Genomic DNA, 20582 nt, shown 5'->3' on the forward strand with positions numbered 1-20582 from the left:
CCAGGATCTTCAGTAGTAGCCGTTGTCGATTGCCTCTTGATGGGAATCTCTTTCTTTTTCGAAAGACTGTCGACGCTGTTCGGCGGTGGTGGGGATGCCGGACATCAGGCGCGGTGCTCCCAACCTTTCCAGCTGGTCGTCCGTGCTTCTGACGATCTGTTCCAACGCAAGCATGTTCTGGTAGCCCTGCATCATGCGTTGCAGGCGCCGTATCTGGTCCTTGGGTGCGTCGCCTTGCTTCAATGACTCCAGGCGCCGCTGCGCGCGTGCGTAGTTTCTGGCCAGGGCGGCTCTGTCGACGGATTTACGCCGTGCCTTGAGCACTTCGCGCCGGTTGTGCTGCATGGCGTCCATCTGCACCATGGCCAGGCCGCTGCTCGTGGTGCGCGGTGCGCAGATGTCTTCCATCGGTGCCAGTGCGACCAGCAGTGCCTCGAGCTGACTATCGCGGACCTCGTTACGCCACGCGATCAAGGCCGCCCGTGTCTTGAGCAGGTGTTGCTCCTGCGGAGTTGCCTCGCGGTCCTCCATGAACAGCTGCTTCTGAATAGCGCTGCACTGCCTGGTGATCTCTTCCAGTTGCAGATCCAGGCGGCGTAACGAGGGCTGCCGTCCGGGCTGGGGACGCGGGGAGGGCGGTGACGATTGCGCGGGCGTGATCGGCACCGGGGGCGATGCCGGCTTGGCGTGCTGCGGCGGCTGGCCCTCGTCACGGCGCATTCTTTCGGGAACGGGCGGTTGCATTCTCGGATCGACGGGACGTTGCTGCCCGTGCAGTTGCTGCGCACGCGCTGGCTTGGGCGGAACCGACATCGACTGTCTTGTGGGCGGGGTCTGTTGCGGTTGCGGTTGCGGTCGCTGCACCCGCTCACGATCCGTTGCGTTGGGCACCGGTGGCTGCCAACGCTGATCGACGCGGGCCTGCGTCCCGTGCTGTTGTTGCGTGCGACCGGGCGTCACGGCTGCCGTGTGCGCAGTTGGGCTTTCCACTGTTTCAAGCGTTGGAGAAGAGCCCATGCACGTCAACGGCAACTGCTTGCGTAACGATGCCAGCGATTTACGCGCCGAGGCGAGCATGCCGCGATGGGATTTCGACGCGCCCTTTGCTGTTGTTGACTTGGGAGCCTGAGAGAGCGGGTGCTGCGGTGACGCACCTGGAATCAACGGCGTCGTCTTGGTCGGATTGGCGCCGTGCGGTTCCGGGGCGACGCGATGACGGCTGTTAAACAACTGACTCAGGCGCATCACACACTCCCGTGGGTCGTCTGCACGCATGATAGCCAGCGCTGCATCCCCCTCAAGGCGAGTTGCGAACCGGCGTCGCGCCGGCCGAATGCCGCCATCAGCCCGAGCGCATGCCCCAGGCGATCGCTGCGATTGCCGGCGCCGCCAGCAACAGCCCCACCCAGCCGCGTCGGCCGATGCGCTCGCCAAATGCCAGCTTGCCGACGAGTGCTCCCAGGATGACCACGCCCAGGTTCATGCTGGCAAAGACGGTGGCCGGGCTATGCGGCAGCAGCTGATGGGCGCGCACGTAACACAGGATGTTGCCGAAATTGAGCGCGCCCAGGAGCACGCCGGCGAGCAGGTTGCGAAAGCTCAGGCGCGCGACACCGCCCCGGCGAACGACTTGCAGGCCAAGCATCAGCACACCTGCCAGCGCAAAGCACAGCGTCAACGACGTCAGCGACGGCGTACCGGCCTGTGCGATGTGCTTGAGCAACAGATCGATCAGGGCAAAGCCCAGCCACACGCCTGCCAGCCATGGCCAGCCGATCGAGGCCGGCGCTGAATCCGCACCGGCGGCCTGACGTGGCCGTTGCAGGATGCAGACGATGGCCAGCAGACCCAGACCCAGTCCCGCCAGCTTCCAGCCATTGACCGGTTCACCAAAGAGCGTGAACGCCGCCGCCAGCGAGAGCAGGAGCGACAGGCGTTGGGCAATATCGGTACGGACGATGCCTGCGGTGGCGACCGCGCGTGCCAGCAGCATGAAGATCGACGGCAGCGCCACCGCCAATGCAAACAGTGCCAGCCAGGGCGTGGTCGGCGCGCGCAGCGTGTCCAGTGACGGATGCAGGGTCAGCCACGCCAGCAGCGCGGCGGTGGCGTAGTTCCAGGTGATCGCCTGCGCAGCGTCCAGGCGATAGCGCGGCAGCAACTTGAGAACCACCGACACCAGGACACTGCAAACGACGGCAAACAGCAGAAAATGCATGGGCAACGCAACGAAGTGTGCAGGCAGGGCGATGAACGCGGCCGGCGGGGCGGCTATTATGACGGTATGTCCAATCCCTTATTCCCCACCGAATCGGCTGCACTGACGTTGGATGGGCGGGTCGGCCCGCTCGATGTCGCGGTCGATCTTCCCGAGCCGGACGTTGCCGTGCAACCGGTCACCGCCATCGTCTGCCACCCGCTCTCCACCGAGGGCGGCAGCATGCACAACAAGGTCGTCACCATGGCTGCGCGCGCGCTGCGCGAGTTGGGGATCACCGTGGTGCGCTTCAATTTCCGCAGTGTCGGCAACTCGGCCGGTGCGTTCGATCATGGCGAAGGCGAGCAGGACGATCTGCGTGCGGTCGCCGCATGGGTGCGCAGCCAGCGCCCGGGCGACACGCTGTGGCTGGCCGGTTTCAGCTTCGGGGCGTATGTATCGCTGCGCGCCGCCGGCTCGCTCGAACCGCAGGTGCTGATCTCGATCGCGCCGCCGGCCGGGCGCTGGGATTTCAGCGACATGCAGCCGCCGGCACAGTGGCTGGTGGTGCAGGGCGATGCCGACGAAATCGTCGACCCGCAGGCGGTGTATGACTGGCTGGAGACCCTGGAGCAGCAGCCCGAGCTGGTACGCATGCCCGACACCAGCCACTTCTTCCACCGCAAATTGATCGACCTGCGCGGTGCGATCCAGCATGGTGTCCGGCGCTGGTTGCCGGCGGCCGTCTGACCGCGGCAGGGCCCATGCGTATCGGCCGGCGATGCGCCGTTGAGCGGGCAAGGCAGCAGCCGGCCCGCGGAGAACACGATGAGTGAGATGACCCCGTCGCAGCGCTACGCCGCCGGCGTACAACGCGGCGACTGGCGCGCCGACCCCGCGCAGCAAGCGGCCCTGGCCGAGCTGGATCGTATCCACGAGGCATTGGTGGACAGCGCGCAGGACGGCTGGCTGGATCGGCTGTCGGCGTTCTGGAAAAAGCCCGAGCCGGTGCGCGGCCTGTATTTCTGGGGTGGAGTGGGGCGCGGCAAGACCTTCCTGGTCGACCTGTTCTACGACGGGTTGCCGATCAAGCAGAAGTACCGCACGCACTTCCATCGCTTCATGCGCGGGGTGCACGAGCAACTGCGCGAGCATGCCGGGCAAAGCGATCCGTTGGCCAAGATCGCGCAGCAGTGGCGCGAAAATTTGCGCGTGCTGGTGCTGGACGAATTCTTCGTCACCGACATCGGCGATGCGATGTTGCTGGCGCGTCTGCTGGAACGCCTGTTCGCCGAAGGCGTGACCCTGGTGACCACCTCCAACACCGCACCGGAAAACCTCTACGCCAATGGCCTGCAGCGCGACAGCTTCATGCCGGCGATCGGTCTGCTGCAGAAATTCTGCGTGGAACTCTATGCCGAAGGCACCGAGGATTACCGCATGCGCGCGCTGACGCGCTCACCGGTGTATCGCGCGCCCCTGGATGCGCAGGCCGATGCGTGGCTGACGCAGCGCTGGGGCGAGCTGAGCGGAAATTCCGAGCCGCGCAGTGGCAACATCGAAATCGAGGCGCGCAAGATTGCCGTGCGCGCGCGCGGCAAGAGCATCGCCTGGTTCGATTTCGCCGCGCTGTGCGAGGGCCCGCGTGGCCCGGGCGATTACATCGAGATCGCGCGCGAATTCACCACCGTGTTGCTGGGCGGCATCCCGCACTTCGATCGCATGAACGAGGACGCCGCACGTCGCTTCGTCAATCTGATCGACGAGCTGTACGACCGCCACGTCAACCTGGTCTGCACCGCACAGGACGCCCCGCCCGCGTTGTATAGCGGCCAGCGCCTGGCCGGCGCCTTCGAGCGCACCGCCTCGCGCCTGATCGAGATGCAGAGCGCCGAGTATCTGGCGACCGCACATCGGGCCTAGACATGCAGACGCGGCCCGGCCCCGGATTGCACAAGATCGTTGTGACCGATCAGGACGGCGGCCTGGGCCAGTTTGGCGGTGGTGCCTGGTTGCACAACAGATCAATAAATCGCTTGCAATTAAATCGTGCGCTATGTAATTTGCGGCCATGGACACCGCCACAGCCACTGACGCCCGGACCAACGCGCTGCTGCAGCTCGACAACCAGCTGTGCTTTGCGCTGTATTCGGCCAACCTGGCGATGCACAAGCTCTACCGCGGGCTGCTGAAGACGCTGGACCTGACCTATCCGCAATATCTGGTGCTGCTGGTGCTGTGGGAAACCGATGGCCGCAGCGTGTCGGAAATCGGCGAGCGCCTGTACCTGGACTCGGCCACGCTGACCCCGCTGCTCAAGCGGCTGCAGGCTGCCAGGCTGGTCACCCGCACGCGCGCCGCCAGCGACGAGCGTCAGGTGATCATTGCGCTGACCGATACCGGCCGCGCACTGCGCGCCAAGGCCGGGGCGGTGCCGGAGCAGGTGTTGTGCGCCTCGGCGTGTTCGTTGGACGAATTGCGTCGATTCAAGCAGCAGCTTGAAACGCTGCGCTCAAACCTCGGCACGGGGTGAGCGGGTTTTGCATCACCCACACTTTCTAACATGTCGTACACGATTTAATCGTCAACTACTCAGCTACATCACGCGCTGACAGCGCTCATTCTGGAGAACCACCATGGCCTCACCTGAAAAAGTCCTCTACACCGCCCACGCCACTGCCACCGGTGGTCGCGAAGGCCGCGCCGTGTCTTCCGACAAGGCGCTGGATGCCAAGCTGTCCACCCCGCGCGAGCTGGGCGGCGCCGGCGGCGACGGTACCAACCCGGAGCAGCTGTTCGCTGCCGGCTACGCAGCCTGCTTCATCGGCGCGATGAAGGCTGTCGCGGCGCAGGACAAGCTCAAGCTGCCGGGCGAAGTGAGCATCGACAGCAGCGTCGGCATCGGCCAGATTCCGGGCGGCTTCGGCATTGCCGTGGAACTGCGCATCGCAGTGCCGGGCATGGACCAGGCCGAACTGCAGGCGCTGGTCGACAAGGCCCACCAGGTCTGCCCGTACTCCAACGCGACCCGCGGCAACATCGACGTCACCCTGACCCTGGCCTGATCCACGCCAGCACCACCACGCGTCACACGTGGTGGAGTCAACAACGGCCCGGCGCCTGCGTCGGGCCGTTTTTTTTGTTGCAGCAGCAGGAGCGCTGCCCTGAAGAACACAGGCAGCCGGCGTCGCTGTGTCAGCGCGACCTGGTGTGGACGCAAGACACGCCAACGAGTCGATGCACCCGCGTCGAGGCGCACATGCACGCGCTGGCGATGCGCGTCACCGCGCGGCACACTGTTGCGATGACAGTGCCTGCTTCTGCGACCCCGATCGGACTTTGCTGCGCATGAGCGCAACGCGTCCCACCTTGTTGCTGCTCCCCGGTCTGCTCAACGATGCGCAGTTGTGGCAGGCACAGCGCGTGGCCCTGGCCGAGCTTGCCGACTGCGTGGTTGGCGACATCACCCAGGGCGAGAGCATGCGCGCGCTGGCGACACAGCTGCTGGCGCAGATGCCGCCGCGTTTTGCACTGGCGGGATTTTCCTTGGGTGGCTACGTCGCGCAGGAAATCCTGCGTATCGCGCCGGAGCGCGTGGAGCGGCTGGCCTTGCTGGATACCTCCGCACGTGCCGATTCGCCCGAGCGTGCGGCGCAACGGCGCGCGCAGGAAGCGAGCGTGCGTGGCGCCAGTGCCTTCCACGGATTTGGCGAACGGCTGCTGCGGCACTATGTGCATCCCTCGCGCTGGCAGGACGAGGCCTTGCTGGAGCGGGTGCGTGGCATGACCCAGCGACTGGGCGTGGAGGTGTTCCTGCGGCAGAACCGGCTGGAGCGGGAAGACGGCCGCGCGCTGCTGCGCGCCTATGCCGGCCCGCTGCTGGTGCTGTGCGGCAAGGACGATGCGATCACCCCGCCGGCATTGCACGAGGAAATGGCCGCACTCGCAGTGCAGGCGCGCTTGGTGCAAGTGCCTGCGTGTGGCCATCTGTCGCCGCTGGAACAGCCGCAGGCGGTGTCGGATGCACTGCGGCAATGGCTGCTCGCCTGATACGGCGACGACCGAGCCGACACAGCCAGGCCTGCCGCCGTGCGATCCCATGCGGCGAGATGGCATCAACCAGTGCGCGATGAGGGGCTCTGAACCAGCGGTCTTGGAAAGGTGATCAGTGCGCCATCGGCTGCTACGCAATGCCTGCATTCATGCATGCATGGGTGTCGTACGCAGTCGCGGCAGCCATCCGGCCGAAGCGACTCGTTGGACTGCCGTAAAGCGTGCAAGTTCGCCTGCGCTGCATCGGCGCCGTCACCGCGCGGCCGTCGCCACAACGCTGTTGGATACCGGCACATCGGCGTCGTCTTTCTGCTGATGCGTGTGGAGTTCCAGCATCTGCAGCGGCTGGCCCTGGAAGCGATATTCCAGCGCCTGCTGCACCCCATACAGGGCCTGCGCCTGCGTGCACAGCGTCTGTGCCTGTGCTTCCAGCGCCTGGCTGCGTACCTGCATCTGCTGCTCCATGCGCGCATCCAGTTGCTCGCCGCGTCGCTCCAGCTGCGCAGCGCGTCCGGTCATTACCGTCCACATCACGCTGCGGGTCAGGCTGCCGGCCAGGTCGTCGGCAGCGCGTTCGACACTGGCTTCGAAACGTTCGTCGAACAGTGCCTGCTCCCAGCGCCCACGCCCCAGCGTGGCATCGACCTGCGCGAGTGCGGTGTCGCGCAGTCGCTCCACCTTGCGCTCCTGGCGCGTGCTGTCGGTCAGCATCTGCACCACGCCGGCCAGTGCGTCGAAGCTGATGTCGACCACCGAGCGGGCAATGGCGGTCACGGCCGGCATCAGTGCGCGGGCACCCTGCTCAAGTTCGCGCAGGCGTTGCGCGTCGGCAGCGCTGACCGCTTGCGGTTGGCGATCGATGTTGAGTTCGCCACCGTGGAAGAAAATCTCGCGCGGCACGCCTTGCTTGCGACGCAGCCAGATGCCGCCGCTGTCCGCCAACACGTCGTAGGAGGTGCTGACGTCGCATTGCTGTGCGGACACCTGCGGCCTGGCGGTTGCGGCCTGTGCGCTACAGGCCGCCAGCAGCAGGAGCGGGGCCAGGACGGTGCGGATGCGCATGGCGAATGCCCGGGAGTGGTGATGCGGCAGCATGGCGCGCGGCTGCACGCCTGGCCATGGGCAGGAAGTCAGGGTGCCGTAGCGGCGTCTTGGCCTCGACATGCAAAGCGTGAACCGGGTCGAGCATCGGTGCGCCGACATCCTGCAAACGTTTGGCTCACTTGATTCTCACGGTGTATGGTGTGAATTATGTTGCACAGCAGCATCGGAGCTCAGCAATGCTCGACTCACGCATCGAAAAGGTTGATCTGGCACTCACCGAGATTGCCAAGGACCCATCGGAGAAGGTGGCGCTGTGGCAGTGGGCGTGCCGCGAGATGCTGCACGAGACGCTGATCGGCATGCACCAGCTCTCGCACCTGGCGGGTATTTCCCAGCAGGTTGCCAACGACTGGCGCGCGCCGGTGGATGTGATCGCACCCGAGAAGCCTTATCTGGCCCCCTCCGCGTTGGCCGATCGTCGTCTGCCGCAGGTGCTCGACGGCCTGGGCAATACGCACGACGACAACGACCGCGCCACGCTGTGGCGGCTGCGCTATGCCAGCCTGATCGCCGCCACCCTGCAGGGCATGCAGGCACTGGCCGACAAGCACCGCATCGACCGCCAGGCGATGGCGCTGGGACAGTGAGCTGACAGCGCTGCGCGGCCGCAAGCGTTGCGCCGGCTTCCGAACGGTCGCTTCACGTCAGCATGCTTGCTTCAATGCCGGACGGCAGCCTCTTCCAAATGCCGCCACGCATGCCGCACGATCCAGCGCGCCTGGTCCCAGGGCACCGACAGCAGCGGTTGATAGTGGTAATAGCCGTCCTGCAGCACGCGATACAGCTGCGCCTCGGTCGCGCGCGGATAGGACAGATAGATGTCGTAGCCAAGCGTGAGTAGCCGGGCGTAATCGGCGAAGGCGTAACCACCCAGATGGCCTTCGGCGTGGACATCGCGCCAGTAGGCGATCTCCGTGTCGAGATCGACGCTGCGGCGGGTCAAGACGGATGCGCTGTGCATGGGTAGGACTCCGTTGCCGAGACTACCCCCTGTGTCCGGCACCGTAGCAGCGCCTGCCGCGTGCAACCAGCACGCGACGACGAGCGGTCGTCGCGGTGATTGCGCCACGGGCCGGACAGTGCCGACCCGTGGCAGCCGGGACCTCAATCCCAGTCGGGTGCGATGGCCTTCGGGTTGGCCAGCCGCTGCCCGCGGTCCAGTGCGGCGATTTCGGCCATGTCCTGCTCGCTCAGCCGCAGCGTCTGCGCCTTGAGATTGCTCTCCAGATTGTCCCGCTTGGTCGAGGACGGAATCACCGAATACCCCTGCTGCAGTGCCCAGGCCAGGGTGACCTGCGCCGGGGTGGCGTCGTGGCGTGCGGCGATCGCCTGGATCACCGGGTCCTTCAGCACCTCGCCCACCGCCAGCGTCATGTACGAGGTGACATGGATGCCTTGCTCACGCAGGAACGCGATCAGGCTGCGGTTCTGCAGGTACGGATGCACCTCGATCTGATTGGTGGCGATGGCATCGGCGCCCAGGATCTCGATGGCCTGCCTGGTCAGCGCGATGGTGAAGTTGGATACACCGATCGCACGCGTCAGGCCCTGCTGACGGGCCTCGTTCAAGGCTTCCAGATACTCGCGCATCGGCACCTGATCCTTTGGCGAGGGCCAGTGGATCAGGGTCAGATCGACATCGTCGGTGCCCAGTTTGCGCAGGCTTTCCTGCAGGCTGGGCAGCAAGGCGCTGCGCTCGAACTTGTCGACCCAGATCTTGGTGGTCAGATACAGCTGGTCGCGCGGCAGCCCGGATGCGGCAATGGCCTGGCCGACCTGCTGTTCGTTGTCGTAGATCTGTGCGGTATCGATGGCGCGGTAACCCAACTCCAGCGCGTTGCGCACCGAGTCGATGACGACCTGGTCCTTGAGACGGAAGGTACCGAGGCCGAATGCGGGGACTGTCATTGTGTTCCTTTGGTAATTGGGAATGGGGAATGGGGAATCGTAAAAGCGGGGAGCGTATTCGGCGCTGCGAGTCGAGCTAGTCGAGGGCGACGACCGCCTTGCCGAAGTTTTCGCCGCGCAGCAGGCTGATCAGGCCCTGTGGGGCGCTGTCCAGGCCGTGCAGGACGTGCTCGCGGTACTGGATCTGGCCCTCGCGCAGCCACTGGCCCATCTCACGCAGGAAGGCGGGCATCAGGCGGATGAAGTCGTGCTGGATGAAACCGCGCACGGTCAGCCGCTTGCGCAGCACCTGGCCCATGAACTCCGGCAGCCGATCCGGCCCCGGCGAGGCCTGGCCGCGACTGTTGTAGGTGGCGATCACGCCACATACCGGGATGCGCGCGAAGTCGTTCAATTGCGGCAGTACCGCGTCGAAGACCTTGCCGCCGACGTTCTCGAAATAGATGTCGATCCCGTCCGGCGTGGCAGCGCGCAGTTGCTCGGCAAAGTCGTCGGCGCGGTGGTCCAGTGCCACATCAACGCGCAATACCTCGCGCAGGTACCGCACCTTTTCCTCGCCACCGGCGATGGCCACCACGCGCAAGCCCTGCAGACGCGCCAGCTGGGCCACGGTGGCGCCGACCGGCCCGCTGGCTGCCGCCACGACCAGGGTCTCGCCGGCCTGCGGCTTGCCGATTTCGTGCAGGCCGGCATAGGCGGTGAAGCCGGGCATGCCGTACACGCCGAGCGCGGTGCTGAGCGGCAGGGCATCGTCCTTGGGCAGCTTGCGCAGCGGCGTGGTGGGCGTGAGCAGGCTATGGCTCTGCCAGCCGCCGGGCAGCACCAGCAGGTCGCCAGGCTGATAGCCGGTATGGTGCGATTCGAGCACTTCGCCGACGGTGCCGCCTTCCATCACCGCGTCGATCTCCACCGGTGCGGCATAGGACGGGCCTTCGTCCATGCGCCCGCGCATGTACGGGTCCAGCGACAGGAAGCGGTTGCGCACCAGGATCTGCTCGTGCCCGGTGGGCGGCAAGGCGACTTCTTCAATACGGAAATTGTCGGCGCTCGGCTCTCCGTGCGGGCGCGAGGCCAGCACGATGCGGCGATTGGTGATCGATGTCATGGGGGATTCCTTGCGGAAAGGGCCGCGCGTACGCGACCGGGGGAGCGCAGCCGCGATGGCGGCTGCGCGCGGAAAGACGCGCGTGGTTGACTGCGTGCGTGCTGCAAGCCGATGCGTCAGGCCGCGTCGGCCGGCTCGGGGGCGCTTGCGGCATCGAGCTGTGCAATCTGATCGGCGCTCAGCGACAGCTGCGCGGCGGCCAGCACATCGTGCAACTGGGCCACGCTGGTGGCACTGACGATCGGTGCAGTCAGGCCCGGGCGTGCGATCAACCAGGCCAATGCGATCTGGGCCGGCGTCGCGCTGTGGGTGACCGCCAGATCGTCCAGTGCCTGCAGGATGCGCAGACCGCGCGGATTGACGTATTGCTTGACCACCGAGGCGCCGCGTGCGCTGCTCTTGCTGGCGTCGTTGGCGCTGCGGTACTTGCCGGTCAAAAAGCCGCTGGCCAGCGAGTAGTAGCTGATCACGCCGAGCTCGCGTTCGCGCACCAGCGGCTCCAGCTCGGCCTCATAGCCGGCGCGATCGTAGAGGTTGTATTCCGGTTGCAGGCTTTCGTAACGCGGCAGCTTGTACTGCTCGGAAATATCCAGGGCATCGCGCAGGCGTGCGGCGCTGTAGTTGGACGCGCCGATCGCGCGCACCTTGCCCTGTTCGATCAAGCGGCCGAACGCGGCCAGCGTGGCTTCCAGCGGAATCGACTCGTCGTCTTCGTGCGCCTGGTACAGATCGATCACATCGGTCTGCAGGCGGGTGAGCGAATCTTCCACCGCGGCGGCGATGTTCTCCGGCGACAGGCCTGGCTGCTCGCTCCATTTGGCCACCTTGGTGGCGATAAGCACCTTGTCGCGCTTGCCGCTGCGTGCAAGCCAGCGCCCGATGATGGTTTCCGACTCGCCACCGCGATTGCCCGGCACCCAGCCGGAGTAGGCATCGGCGGTGTCGATCAGGTTGAAGCCGGCATCGACGAAGGCATCGAGCAACGCGAACGAGGTCGCCTCGTCGGCGCTCCAACCAAACACATTGCCACCGAACACGATCGGTTGAACCTGCAGGCCGGAGCGGCCTAGCGCGCGGGAGTGGGTCATCACGGTTGCTCCTGATTCGAACTGCCGACAGGATAGTCATGCGTGCCGATGTTGCGTGTGACACCTGCGTGGATTCAGCGTTCCGCAGATCGCCCTCATCGACTCACGTCGTCTGAACATGTGGCCTGCAGCGCCTGGTGCGGCGCGTCATGCGGCGCACGGATCCGTGCACATGGCAGGCTTCGGGCCGCATGCTAGGCTCGCGCTACTTTTTCCCGCAAAGGGCGCTGCGATGATCCGCAACAAGCTGGTGTGTGCATGTGTGGTGGGGATGGCAGTGGCGATGAGCGCGCCACTGGCAATGGCAATTAAACCGGCCGATAGCGCCAGCTTGCCGGCGCCCGATGCGGCGCTGCAAAAAGCCATCGACGGCAACTGGCGCGATCGCGTCTACGTGCAGCGCGATGTCTATCGTCATCCCGGCCAGACGCTGGCGTTCTTCGGCATCAAGCCGACCCAGACCGTCATCGAAATCACGCCAGGCGGCGGCTGGTACTCGGAAATCCTGGCGCCGTACCTGCGCGACAAGGGCAAGTATGTTGCCGCGGTGGTCGACCCGGCGGCGGTGCCGGAGGGGCGCGGCCGCGATTCGGCACAACGTGGGCGCGACGAACTGGAGAAGAAGTTTGCTGCCAAGCCGGAGGTGTACGGCAAACCGTCGTTCGTCTCTTATGTTCCCAAGGCGCCTTCGTTCGGCGTGGACAACTCGGCCGATCTTGGTGCTGACCTTCCGCAACGTGCACAACTGGCGCATGGCCGGCAATGCCGAGGCGATGTTTGCCGGCTTCTACAAGGTGCTCAAGCCCGGCGGCGTGCTCGGCGTGGTCGAGCACCGTGCCAAGGCCGACGTGCCGGCCGACGACAAGAGCGGCTATGTCGGCCAGGCGCAGTTGATCGCGATGGCCGAAGCGGCCGGGTTCAAGCTCGCCGGCAAGAGCGAGGTCAACGCCAATCCGCGCGACACCAAGGACTATGCCGGTGGCGTGTGGACCCTGCCGCCGAGCAACAACCACGACAAGGCCGACGATGCCAAGTACAAGGCGATCGGCGAGAGCGACCGCATGACCTTGAAGTTCGTCAAGCAGTGAGACGCGGCCTGCATGCCGACGCACCGCGCGTCGGCATGCGGGTCTTTGGCTGCCTGCCGCAGTGCGTCGATGCTGTCATGGCGCGCGGCATGCGATGACTGCGCAATTGGCTGCACGACCATAAGGACGGCGCGGACAGCGCAACGATGGCCAGTTGGACCAACGCTGCGCTGGTTTGCATGCGGCAGGCCATTGATGCAGAACCGCCCCGCGTAGCGATGCCGGCGGCGTCAGCGTGCAACGCGGTTGCGGGCAGCAGCGCACCACCTGCCGCCGGTAGCGCGACCTCTTCAACCCGGTGCACGACCCACGCGCCACGCGCGTGGCCTGCAACGGCCTTGCGCAACAGGATTGGCATGTTGGTGTTGTTGAACAAACCCTATGGCGTGCTGTCGCAATTCAGCGACCGCTCGCAGCCGCCCAAGCGCACGCTGGCCGAATTCGGCCTGCCAGCCGACGTCTATGCAGCCGGTCGCCTGGATCACGACAGCGAAGGCCTGTTGCTGCTGACCGACGATGGTGCACTGGCGCATCGCTTGACCGACCCGCGCCACAAGCAACCCAAGACTTACTGGGTGCAGGTGGAAGGCGACCCGGAACCTGCGCAACTGCAGGCCTTGCGCGATGGCGTGCTGCTCAACGACGGCCCGACCCGCCCGGCCGAAGTGCGCAGGCTCGATCCGGCACCGCAGCTGTGGCCGCGCGATCCGCCGGTGCGCGTGCGCAAGACCGTGCCCGATGCCTGGCTGGAGCTGCAGATCACCGAAGGCCGTAATCGGCAGGTGCGGCGCATGACTGCCTCGGTGGGTCTTCCGACCTTGCGTCTGATCCGCGTGGCGATCGGCGACTGGACCCTGGATGCGCTGGCGCCGGGCCAGTGGCGCATCGAACAAATGCATGGCGCGCGCCCGGGCAGGACGCGACGCGGCGCCTGATGCATCCGGTACAGCGGTCGCTGCACCGCATGCGGCGCTGAGCTCGATGCATCTTGGACGGCGCTGCTTCCAGAACCGCTCATGCGGCATGAGCAGCGGGATTGGTAACGCGAGCTCAGACGCAGCGGTTGCGTGTCTGCGGGGCCGATCCACCTTGCAATGCGGCAATGCAGCGCGGGTCAGGGCAAGCGCGGTAATGACAAGGGCGCGACTAGGGGCAAGCAGCGCGATCACACGCGATCGTTAATCGCCGCGGACCTGCACGTGTAGTGCCGCATTCTTCGACCACCCGAGTGGGTGTCGATGACTTGGCGATTTAACGGTGGCATCGATCGTGGTCCAAAAACAAAAACGCCACGGCGCAGGGCCGTGGCGTCATGTTTGTGCCTGGAACGACGGCTTATTCGATGCCGTCGCTCGGGGTCACTGCACCGCGACGCTGGTAGGCGGCGCGACGTGCGCTGGCATTGCTGGCGTGTTCGCGGTCCAGACGGTGGACGTTGCCGCCAAGCACCTGCTGGTCACGCTGGCGCTTGCGATACACGGCATAACCGATCAGACCCAGGCCGGCGACCGCAGCGGCCACGGTGACGGCCGGGTTGCGCTTGACCACTTTGCTGACGACCTTGCCGCCGGTGCGCACGGCACCCAGGGCAGCACCGGTCTTCAGCCATTCGCTGGCGCCCGGACCGAAATGACGCAGACTGCTGCCTGCATGACGGGCCTGATCGCCAGCATTGGATGCGGCGTGACGCAGGTGGTCGCCAGCATTGCCAGCCAGTTCCAGGGCACGCTCCAGGGCGCGTTCGGTGATCACAGTCAGCTTGCTCATTGGAGGCGTTTCCTTTCTGAGTACGTGGGCCGCAGTGTGTGGGCTGCTGCGTATAGACGGTGTTAGCGGTGGCAGGGCTTGTTTGGGTTGCGGTTAAGTAATGAGGTTAGGCGACGCTGCGATCGGTGCTTACCTGGCTTCGGTAGTTACCTGGGTGCGACAGAAGCCTGCCCTGGCCGGTGTCGACGTCGACTCCCTTCTCAGGCCGGGAGAAGGTACCCCACAGGGGCGGATGAGGGTACGGCCGAAGCCACGTGCGCTTGAGCAGCGCATGGGCTTCTCCCCGTACCCTAACCCCAACCCCTCTCCCGAGGGGAGAGGGGCTCATATCAGGTGCCGCGCGGTTTTGCCCGATGGGTTGCAGTTGCGGACCATGGATCTTCCGGCCACGGATGTCTGGGATACCGTCCCTTCATCTCCTTCCTGACATCCGGGTATGTGGTGACCCAGAAGCTTTTCAAATCCTGCGTGACCTGCAACGGGCGCCCACCTGGCGAGAGCAGATGCAGGGTCAGCGGGATGCGACCGTCGGCGACGCGCGGGGTGTCGGCCAGGCCGAACAGTTCCTGCAACTTGACCGCCAGCACCGGCGGCAACGGCTGCTCGGCGTGGTCGAGGGCGTAGACGATCTGCCGTTCCATGCCCGAGGGCACGCCGATGCGGGTGGGCGCGTGGCGATCGATCAGCTGGCGGCGGTCCCACGGCAGGGCGGCCTTGAGCGCTTCGCCCAGTGTGGCCTCGTCCAGCGCATCCAGGCGGGTCTTGCCGGCGAAGGCCGGGCGCAGCCAAGTGTCCAGTGTCTCCAGCAACGCGGTGTCTGACAGGTCGGGCAGCGCAAGCTCGGGCATCCAGGCGCGTAACGACTGCAGGCGTGCGCGCCATTGGCGCAGGCCGTCGGTCCAGGGCAAGGCATCCAGGCCCAATTGACGCACTGCCTCGGTCAATGCGTCGGCGGCCTGCGCCGGATCGACGCGGCCGGCCGGGCGGCTGTCGAGCACGATGCGGTCGAAGCTGGATTGCCGGCGCGCCACCAGGGCGCGCTTGTCCGCATCCCACTGCACCAGATCCTGCTGCACGAAGCGCTCCGGCACGCTGTGGCGCAGATAGCCTTCGTCCACCGGCGCGGCGCGTAGCAATAACGCGTCCTTGGCTTCGTAACGCAGTTCGCTGGCGACCAGCCAGGGTTCGCCGCGCAGGTCGCTGTGGTCGAACAGGCGCGCGCTGCGGCCGTTGGCAAGCAGGTAGCGCAGCGGGTCGTTGGTATGGCGCGCGGCAATGCGGTCGGGGAAGGCGTGCGAGAGCAGGTCGCCGAGTGCATGCGCTTCCACGCTGGCGGGCGGGGCGCTGTCGCAGCGCAGCCGGCGTCGCCATTGCTTGGCGGCGCTGTCGATCGCGGCCAGGCCGCCGCGGTTGGCATCGTGCGCGCTGCGGCCTTGCCGGAAGGCGGCCAGTGCGCGCCAGCGCGCGGCCAGTCCATCGCCGCCCTGACGCAGCGGGTCGCGCGCTTCCAGCAAGGCGGCCAGGTCGCAGGCCAGCGCCACGCGGGCCGCATCGCCGGCCTGCGCCAGCATCGCGGCCAGGCGCGGATGCGTACCCAGCGCGAGCATGCGCCGACCCAGCGCGGTGATGCCGCCGCCGTCGGTGAGCGCGCCCAGTCGCTGCAGCAACTCGTGCGCGGCAGCCAGCGCGCCGGCCGGCGGGGCATCGACGAAACGCAGTGCGGCGCTGCCCCAGGCCGCCAGTTCCAGCGCCAGACCGGCCAGCTCCACGTGGGTGATCTCGGCGCGCCGCTGGGGTTCCAGCCGTTGCGATTGCGGCCATAGCCGGTATGCCCAGCCACTGGCCACACGCCCGGCGCGGCCGGCACGCTGGTCGGCCGAGGCCTGCGCAATGGTGGCGATGTCCAGCCGCGAGAAACCGCTGTTGGGATCGTAATGCGGCTCGCGCGCCAGCCCGCTGTCGATGACCACGCGCACGCCGGGCAGGGTCACCGAAGACTCGGCGACGTTGGTCGCCAGCACCACGCGGCGGTGCCCTGACGGGTCGGGCTGCAGCACCCGGCTTTGCGCTTCCACCGACAGCTCGCCATGCAGCGGCAGCACCTGCACGGCCGGGTCCAGCACGTCCTGCAGCGCGCCGTGCACGCGTGCGATCTCGCGTTGGCCGGGCAGGAACACCAGCACATCGCCCGGATGTGTGGCCAAGGCGTGTTCCACCGCGCGCCGGGTCTGCGGCTCCAGCGCTTCGTCGCGGCGCGCGGGAAAATGCGCGATCTCCACCGGGAAACTGCGCCCGGCGCTGCTCAGGCGCGGTGCGTCGAGAAAGCCGGCCAGGCGCTCGCCATCCAGCGTGGCCGACATCGCCACGATGCGCAGGTCCTCGCGCACCTGCGCCTGCACGTCCAGCGCCAGCGCCAGGCCGAGGTCGCCGGCCAGGTGGCGCTCGTGGAACTCGTCGAACAGCAGCGCACCGATGTGCTCCAGCATCGGGTCGTCCTGGATCAGCCGGGTCAGGATGCCCTCGGTGACGACCTCGATGCGGGTACGCGCGGAGGTCTTGTTCTCGAAGCGGATGCGGTAGCCCACCGTCTCGCCGACCGGCTCGCCCAACTGGCGCGCCATGAACATGGCGGCGCTGCGGGCGGCCACGCGCCGCGGTTCGAGCATCACGATCTTGCGACCGGCCAGCCACGGCGCGTCCAGCAAGGCCAGCGGTACCTGGGTGGTCTTGCCGGCGCCGGGCGGGGCTTCCAGCACCAGCCGCGGATGGGCGGCCAGGCTGTCGCACAGCTGCGGCAGCAGGGGGGAGATCGGAAAGGCAGGCTCGGTCATGCGCGGGAAGGATACGGGCACGTCACAGATGGCGCGACGGTCGGGCCGTCGGGTGAAGCCTGTCGGGGAATCCGGAAGTGCTCACCTCTTCGGGCATTCAAGCGATGATTCCGGCGGCCGGCGCTGCTTCAGATCGGTAAGACACATGTCGACAACCGATGTAATCCACGATCTGGATGCACCATGTCTGCTGTCACCCCGAAATTCGTCAGCCTGCAAAGCAAGCTGCTCGGCGCGCTCGCGCTGGGTCTGTCGGTCATCCTGCTGTGTGCCCTGGGCGGTCTGGGTACGGCGTGGCTGAGTCTGTCCGGCAAGGTGCCGCCGGAGGTGGCGCAGGCTTCCAGCAGCGAAGAGATCACCCGCGATTTCCGCCTGCAGGTGCAGGAATGGAAGAACGTGCTGATCCGCGGGCGCGATCCGGCGCTGCTGGACAAGCATCTGAGCGCCTTCCGCGAGCAGGGCAGGAAGGTGCAGGCCAGCACCGAGGCGCTGGCCAAGGCAACCCAGGACCCGCAGGCGCGCACGCTGGCGCAGGACTTTGCCAAGGCGCATCTGGGTCTGCAGCGCAATTACGAAGCGGCGCTGGGCAAGTTTGCCGAGGCCGGCTACGACACCCAGGTGGGCGACCAGCTGGTCAAGGGCCAGGACCGCGCGCCCAGCCACACCCTCGAAGAACTGGTGAAGCGCAGCAAGACCCTGGCCGATGCGGCGGTGCTGGCCAGTTCGCAATCGGCGCAGCACAAGCTGGTGTTGTCGGCGGTGGCCACGATCGCCGCGGCGCTGTGCCTGGTGGCAGTGCTGGGCTGGTGGATCCGTCGCTCGATCGTGCGCCCGATCGAAAACGTCGCACGTGCGGCACGCCAGGTGGCGGCCGGCGATCTGTCGGCGCGTGCAGCGGTCAGCACGCGCGATGAAATCGGTCTGCTCGGCCAGGCCATGGGCCAGGTGGTCAACACGCTCACCGACGTCTCCACCGCGCAGGCCGACATGGCACAGCGCCACGAAGCCGGGCAGATGAGTTACCGCATGGACGCGCAGGCCTTCCCGGGCGCATACGGCCGCATGGTCGACGACACCAATGGCTTGATCGGCGCGCAGGTCGGTCTGATCGGCGACATGCTGCAGGTGATGCAGCATTACGCGGTCGGCGACATGTCGGTGGACATGCCGCGCCTGCCTGGCGAGAAAGCGCAGATCACCGAGGCGATGGACACCACCAAGCGCAACCTGGCGGCGATCAATGGCGAAATCCGTGGCCTGGTCGACGCGGCTGCGGCCGGCGACTTCGCCACGCGCGGCAATGCCGAGGCCTACCAGTTCGAATTCCGCGCCATGGTCAACGGCGTCAACGGCCTGATGCAGAACGTGGACCAGAATCTGGCCGAGCTGTCGCAGCTGCTCAAGGCGATCGCCGATGGCGACCTGACCGCGCGCATGCACGGCAACCAGCAAGGCGTGTTCGCACGCATGCGCGACGATGCCAATGCCACCGTGCAGCGCCTGACCGACATCGTGGGCGACATCACCGTGGCCGCGCAGACCATTCGCACCGCCTCGGCAGAGATTGCCGCCGGCAACAACGACCTGGCCCAGCGCACCGAACAGCAGGCTGCCAACCTGGAAGAAACCGCCACCTCGATGGAAGAACTCACCTCCACCGTGCGCCAGAACGCCGACACCGCGCAGCAGGCCAGCCGCGGCGCGCAGGCGGCCGCGGAGATCGCCGGCCGTGGCGGCGAGATGGTGGCCAGCGTGGTCGACACCATGGGCGAGATCGAGGTGTCGTCCAAGAAGATCGCCGAGATCATCAGCGTCATCGACGGCATCGCCTTCCAGACCAACATCCTGGCGCTGAACGCGGCAGTGGAAGCGGCGCGTGCCGGCGAACAGGGCCGCGGCTTTGCCGTGGTCGCCTCGGAAGTGCGCGCGCTGGCGCAGCGTTCGGCCGGCGCGGCCAAGGAGGTCAAGCACCTGATCGACGCCTCGGTGGACAGCGTGGAGCGCGGCAGCGCGCGCGTGGATCAGGCCGGGCAGACGATGCAGCAGATCGTGCAGTCGGTGCAGCAGGTGACCACGTTGATTGCGGAGATTTCCGCCGCATCGCGCGAACAATCCTCCGGCATCGAGCAGGTCGCTCGCACCGTCAACGACATGGACGAAACCACCCAGCGCAATGCCGCACTGGTGGAAGAAGCCTCCGCGGCGGCACGTGCAATGGAAGAGCAGGCGGTGGAACTGAGCGAAGCGGTATCGGTGTTCCGCCTGGACGCACGCCGGCCAAGCCTGGCGGCTGCGGCTTGATTGCGTGAGGCGTTGTAGCGGCCTAGGTGCAGATGCTTGAATCAAAAACCCGGTGCGTCGAGGGCGCGGTGCCCTCACCACTTGCGGGACACGTCATGCATCCGTCCGTGTAGGCTCCTTGGCGGCATTCATGCCGCCAAGGGTCCCGCAAGCGGCGGGGACGCCGCACCAGAGTGGTGGTCGGTGGCCCGGTCAAAACCTGTGTTTGCTTTGGGGTGCCGAGAAGTTTGAGATCGCTTCGTTCAAGGCTTGCCTGTTGCTCGAATTCGATTGAGGGGCTAACTGGACTCCCACAATCCGAACAACGCACATCGTGCATTGCTTGCACCAAGCACACCGACCATCTCGCTTGGTCCTTGCCCGTCCACCGTCGCGGGACCTTACGCGGCATGGATGCCGCGTAAGAGCCTACATGGACGTACTTGCGGCGTGTCCTGCGACGGTGGGCGGGCAAGGGCCCTGCAACCAAGCCGCAGATCGACCGCTCCACGATCGATCCACCGACACCATCCAGTCACTTCGAGACACACGAAAACTGCGCTAAAAACCTGCGAATTCAAGTCGCAGCGTCGTCGGACGACCAAGCCAGGCCAAACCAGTCCGACCTCAGTATCTGGTCATCAACCCGCTTCGCGCATCCGCGCGGTCAGGCCCTTGAGGAAGGCGCGCAGCAACTGGTCGCCGCAGGGGCGAAAATTCTTGTGGCCGGGCTGGCGGAACAGCGCGGACAGTTCCGGCTTGGACAGCGGGAAGCCGGCGCTGGCGAAGATGGCGTGCATGTCCACGTCTTTCAGCTCGAAGGCCACGCGCAGTTTTTTCAGCACCAGGTTGTTGCCGACGCGGGTTTCCAGCGGGCGCACCGGCTGGCTCTCGTCGCGGCCGCGGAAACGCAGCACCAGGCCATCGAGGAAGCGCGCCAGCATTGCGTCGGTGCAGGGCTCGAAACCGGGCTCGTCTTCCTTTTTCAGCCAGGCCTGTACCTGCGGCTTGTCGAGCGCGAACTCCGGGTCGGCCAGGTGGGTGATCTCCACCACCTTGTCGTCGCTGAGGTCGAGCATGTAGCGGATGCTGCGCAGTACATCGTTGTGGATCATGACAATTCCGGGGCCCCGGCCTGTCGCCGGAAAGACGCCATTCTAC

At 66.4% G+C, this 20582-nt stretch carries 18 protein-coding genes and 1 pseudogene; 9 read left to right on the forward strand and 10 right to left on the reverse strand.

What is annotated here, in order from left to right:
* Positions 1–9 precede the first annotated feature (9 nt).
* Positions 10–1245 (reverse strand): type III secretion system effector protein XopR, encoded by a 1236-nt coding sequence (gene xopR, locus XARJCFBP2528_RS24105; RefSeq protein ID WP_102596564.1) that lies wholly within the window; start codon positions 1243–1245, stop codon positions 10–12.
* Positions 1246–1342: 97 nt separating this feature from the next.
* Complete coding sequence (locus XARJCFBP2528_RS07515; protein WP_016903619.1) at positions 1343–2218, reverse strand: EamA family transporter; 876 nt, start codon at positions 2216–2218, stop codon at positions 1343–1345.
* A gap of 66 nt (positions 2219–2284) precedes the next feature.
* Between XARJCFBP2528_RS07515 and XARJCFBP2528_RS07520 the strand changes: the two genes are divergently transcribed.
* The 5 genes from XARJCFBP2528_RS07520 to XARJCFBP2528_RS07540 all read left to right on the forward strand — a co-directional run bounded on the left by XARJCFBP2528_RS07520 (position 2285) and on the right by XARJCFBP2528_RS07540 (position 6247).
* Positions 2285–2947, forward strand: coding sequence for an alpha/beta hydrolase (locus XARJCFBP2528_RS07520; RefSeq protein ID WP_047124679.1), 663 nt, complete (start codon positions 2285–2287; stop codon positions 2945–2947).
* Between the two features lie 78 nt (positions 2948–3025).
* Positions 3026–4120, forward strand: coding sequence for a cell division protein ZapE (gene zapE, locus XARJCFBP2528_RS07525; protein WP_026064606.1), 1095 nt, complete (start codon positions 3026–3028; stop codon positions 4118–4120).
* A gap of 148 nt (positions 4121–4268) precedes the next feature.
* The gene (locus tag XARJCFBP2528_RS07530; RefSeq protein WP_016903615.1) at positions 4269–4730 is read left to right on the forward strand and encodes a MarR family winged helix-turn-helix transcriptional regulator; all 462 of its coding nucleotides are present in this window, start codon (positions 4269–4271) and stop codon (positions 4728–4730) included.
* A 103-nt stretch (positions 4731–4833) separates the two neighbouring features.
* Positions 4834–5262, forward strand: a complete 429-nt coding sequence (locus XARJCFBP2528_RS07535) for an organic hydroperoxide resistance protein (RefSeq protein WP_039515670.1) — start codon at positions 4834–4836, stop codon at positions 5260–5262.
* Between the two features lie 283 nt (positions 5263–5545).
* Positions 5546–6247, forward strand: coding sequence for an alpha/beta fold hydrolase (locus XARJCFBP2528_RS07540; RefSeq protein ID WP_016903613.1), 702 nt, complete (start codon positions 5546–5548; stop codon positions 6245–6247).
* A 255-nt stretch (positions 6248–6502) separates the two neighbouring features.
* Here the strand turns inward: XARJCFBP2528_RS07540 and XARJCFBP2528_RS07545 are convergent, their stop codons facing one another.
* A complete protein-coding gene (locus XARJCFBP2528_RS07545; protein WP_047124680.1) occupies positions 6503–7312 on the reverse strand; it encodes a DUF2884 family protein in 810 nt (269 codons plus the stop codon).
* Positions 7313–7530: 218 nt separating this feature from the next.
* On the opposite strand from XARJCFBP2528_RS07545, the gene XARJCFBP2528_RS07550 reads away from it, so the two are divergent.
* The gene (locus XARJCFBP2528_RS07550; protein WP_047124556.1) at positions 7531–7941 is read left to right on the forward strand and encodes a hypothetical protein; all 411 of its coding nucleotides are present in this window, start codon (positions 7531–7533) and stop codon (positions 7939–7941) included.
* Between the two features lie 71 nt (positions 7942–8012).
* Here XARJCFBP2528_RS07550 and XARJCFBP2528_RS07555 read toward each other — a convergent pair whose 3' ends face one another.
* The 4 genes from XARJCFBP2528_RS07555 to XARJCFBP2528_RS07570 all read right to left on the reverse strand — a co-directional run bounded on the left by XARJCFBP2528_RS07555 (position 8013) and on the right by XARJCFBP2528_RS07570 (position 11455).
* Positions 8013–8315 (reverse strand): hypothetical protein, encoded by a 303-nt coding sequence (locus XARJCFBP2528_RS07555; protein ID WP_026064604.1) that lies wholly within the window; start codon positions 8313–8315, stop codon positions 8013–8015.
* 143 nt (positions 8316–8458) lie between these two features.
* The gene (gene dkgB, locus XARJCFBP2528_RS07560) at positions 8459–9262 is read right to left on the reverse strand and encodes a 2,5-didehydrogluconate reductase DkgB (RefSeq protein WP_016903609.1); all 804 of its coding nucleotides are present in this window, start codon (positions 9260–9262) and stop codon (positions 8459–8461) included.
* A 76-nt stretch (positions 9263–9338) separates the two neighbouring features.
* On the reverse strand, positions 9339–10367 hold the full coding sequence (locus tag XARJCFBP2528_RS07565) for an NADP-dependent oxidoreductase (RefSeq protein WP_047124557.1): 1029 nt from the start codon (positions 10365–10367) through the stop codon (positions 9339–9341).
* A 116-nt stretch (positions 10368–10483) separates the two neighbouring features.
* Positions 10484–11455 (reverse strand): aldo/keto reductase, encoded by a 972-nt coding sequence (locus XARJCFBP2528_RS07570; RefSeq protein ID WP_047124558.1) that lies wholly within the window; start codon positions 11453–11455, stop codon positions 10484–10486.
* 232 nt (positions 11456–11687) lie between these two features.
* On the opposite strand from XARJCFBP2528_RS07570, the pseudogene XARJCFBP2528_RS07575 reads away from it, so the two are divergent.
* Both XARJCFBP2528_RS07575 and XARJCFBP2528_RS07580 read left to right on the forward strand, forming a co-directional pair.
* Positions 11688–12543 (forward strand): annotated as a pseudogene (locus tag XARJCFBP2528_RS07575) (class I SAM-dependent methyltransferase).
* Between the two features lie 356 nt (positions 12544–12899).
* The gene (locus XARJCFBP2528_RS07580; RefSeq protein WP_016903605.1) at positions 12900–13478 is read left to right on the forward strand and encodes a pseudouridine synthase; all 579 of its coding nucleotides are present in this window, start codon (positions 12900–12902) and stop codon (positions 13476–13478) included.
* A gap of 400 nt (positions 13479–13878) precedes the next feature.
* Here the strand turns inward: XARJCFBP2528_RS07580 and XARJCFBP2528_RS07585 are convergent, their stop codons facing one another.
* Complete coding sequence (locus XARJCFBP2528_RS07585; protein ID WP_016903604.1) at positions 13879–14310, reverse strand: hypothetical protein; 432 nt, start codon at positions 14308–14310, stop codon at positions 13879–13881.
* A 329-nt stretch (positions 14311–14639) separates the two neighbouring features.
* Positions 14640–17141, reverse strand: coding sequence for an ATP-dependent helicase HrpB (gene hrpB / locus XARJCFBP2528_RS07590; protein WP_047124559.1), 2502 nt, complete (start codon positions 17139–17141; stop codon positions 14640–14642).
* A gap of 183 nt (positions 17142–17324) precedes the next feature.
* Here hrpB and XARJCFBP2528_RS07595 point away from each other — a divergent pair, with 183 nt between their 5' ends.
* Entirely contained in the window at positions 17325–19442 is a 2118-nt protein-coding gene (locus XARJCFBP2528_RS07595; RefSeq protein WP_047124560.1) for a methyl-accepting chemotaxis protein, read from the forward strand.
* Between the two features lie 620 nt (positions 19443–20062).
* Here XARJCFBP2528_RS07595 and XARJCFBP2528_RS07600 read toward each other — a convergent pair.
* Positions 20063–20536 (reverse strand): YehS family protein, encoded by a 474-nt coding sequence (locus tag XARJCFBP2528_RS07600; RefSeq protein ID WP_016901421.1) that lies wholly within the window; start codon positions 20534–20536, stop codon positions 20063–20065.
* Positions 20537–20582: the final 46 nt, after the last annotated feature.

The organism is Xanthomonas arboricola pv. juglandis (assembly GCF_001013475.1).
Lineage (GTDB): Bacteria > Pseudomonadota > Gammaproteobacteria > Xanthomonadales > Xanthomonadaceae > Xanthomonas > Xanthomonas arboricola.

What these genes read in the sequence shown, in the direction of transcription:
- XARJCFBP2528_RS07540 (WP_016903613.1), top strand. Translation starts at nt 5,546, where the DNA reads ATGAGCGCAACGCGTCCCACCTTGTTGCTGCTCCCCGGTCTGCTCAAC.
- zapE (WP_026064606.1), top strand. Translation starts at nt 3,026, where the DNA reads ATGAGTGAGATGACCCCGTCGCAGCGCTACGCCGCCGGCGTACAACGC.
- XARJCFBP2528_RS07550 (WP_047124556.1), top strand. Translation starts at nt 7,531, where the DNA reads ATGCTCGACTCACGCATCGAAAAGGTTGATCTGGCACTCACCGAGATT.
- XARJCFBP2528_RS07600 (WP_016901421.1), bottom strand. Translation starts at nt 20,536, where the DNA reads ATGATCCACAACGATGTACTGCGCAGCATCCGCTACATGCTCGACCTC.
- xopR (WP_102596564.1), bottom strand. Translation starts at nt 1,245, where the DNA reads ATGCGCCTGAGTCAGTTGTTTAACAGCCGTCATCGCGTCGCCCCGGAA.
- XARJCFBP2528_RS07580 (WP_016903605.1), top strand. Translation starts at nt 12,900, where the DNA reads ATGTTGGTGTTGTTGAACAAACCCTATGGCGTGCTGTCGCAATTCAGC.
- XARJCFBP2528_RS07555 (WP_026064604.1), bottom strand. Translation starts at nt 8,315, where the DNA reads ATGCACAGCGCATCCGTCTTGACCCGCCGCAGCGTCGATCTCGACACG.
- dkgB (WP_016903609.1), bottom strand. Translation starts at nt 9,262, where the DNA reads ATGACAGTCCCCGCATTCGGCCTCGGTACCTTCCGTCTCAAGGACCAG.
- hrpB (WP_047124559.1), bottom strand. Translation starts at nt 17,141, where the DNA reads ATGACCGAGCCTGCCTTTCCGATCTCCCCCCTGCTGCCGCAGCTGTGC.
- XARJCFBP2528_RS07520 (WP_047124679.1), top strand. Translation starts at nt 2,285, where the DNA reads ATGTCCAATCCCTTATTCCCCACCGAATCGGCTGCACTGACGTTGGAT.
- XARJCFBP2528_RS07585 (WP_016903604.1), bottom strand. Translation starts at nt 14,310, where the DNA reads ATGAGCAAGCTGACTGTGATCACCGAACGCGCCCTGGAGCGTGCCCTG.
- XARJCFBP2528_RS07565 (WP_047124557.1), bottom strand. Translation starts at nt 10,367, where the DNA reads ATGACATCGATCACCAATCGCCGCATCGTGCTGGCCTCGCGCCCGCAC.
- XARJCFBP2528_RS07545 (WP_047124680.1), bottom strand. Translation starts at nt 7,312, where the DNA reads ATGCGCATCCGCACCGTCCTGGCCCCGCTCCTGCTGCTGGCGGCCTGT.
- XARJCFBP2528_RS07595 (WP_047124560.1), top strand. Translation starts at nt 17,325, where the DNA reads ATGTCTGCTGTCACCCCGAAATTCGTCAGCCTGCAAAGCAAGCTGCTC.
- XARJCFBP2528_RS07535 (WP_039515670.1), top strand. Translation starts at nt 4,834, where the DNA reads ATGGCCTCACCTGAAAAAGTCCTCTACACCGCCCACGCCACTGCCACC.
- XARJCFBP2528_RS07530 (WP_016903615.1), top strand. Translation starts at nt 4,269, where the DNA reads ATGGACACCGCCACAGCCACTGACGCCCGGACCAACGCGCTGCTGCAG.
- XARJCFBP2528_RS07515 (WP_016903619.1), bottom strand. Translation starts at nt 2,218, where the DNA reads ATGCATTTTCTGCTGTTTGCCGTCGTTTGCAGTGTCCTGGTGTCGGTG.
- XARJCFBP2528_RS07570 (WP_047124558.1), bottom strand. Translation starts at nt 11,455, where the DNA reads ATGACCCACTCCCGCGCGCTAGGCCGCTCCGGCCTGCAGGTTCAACCG.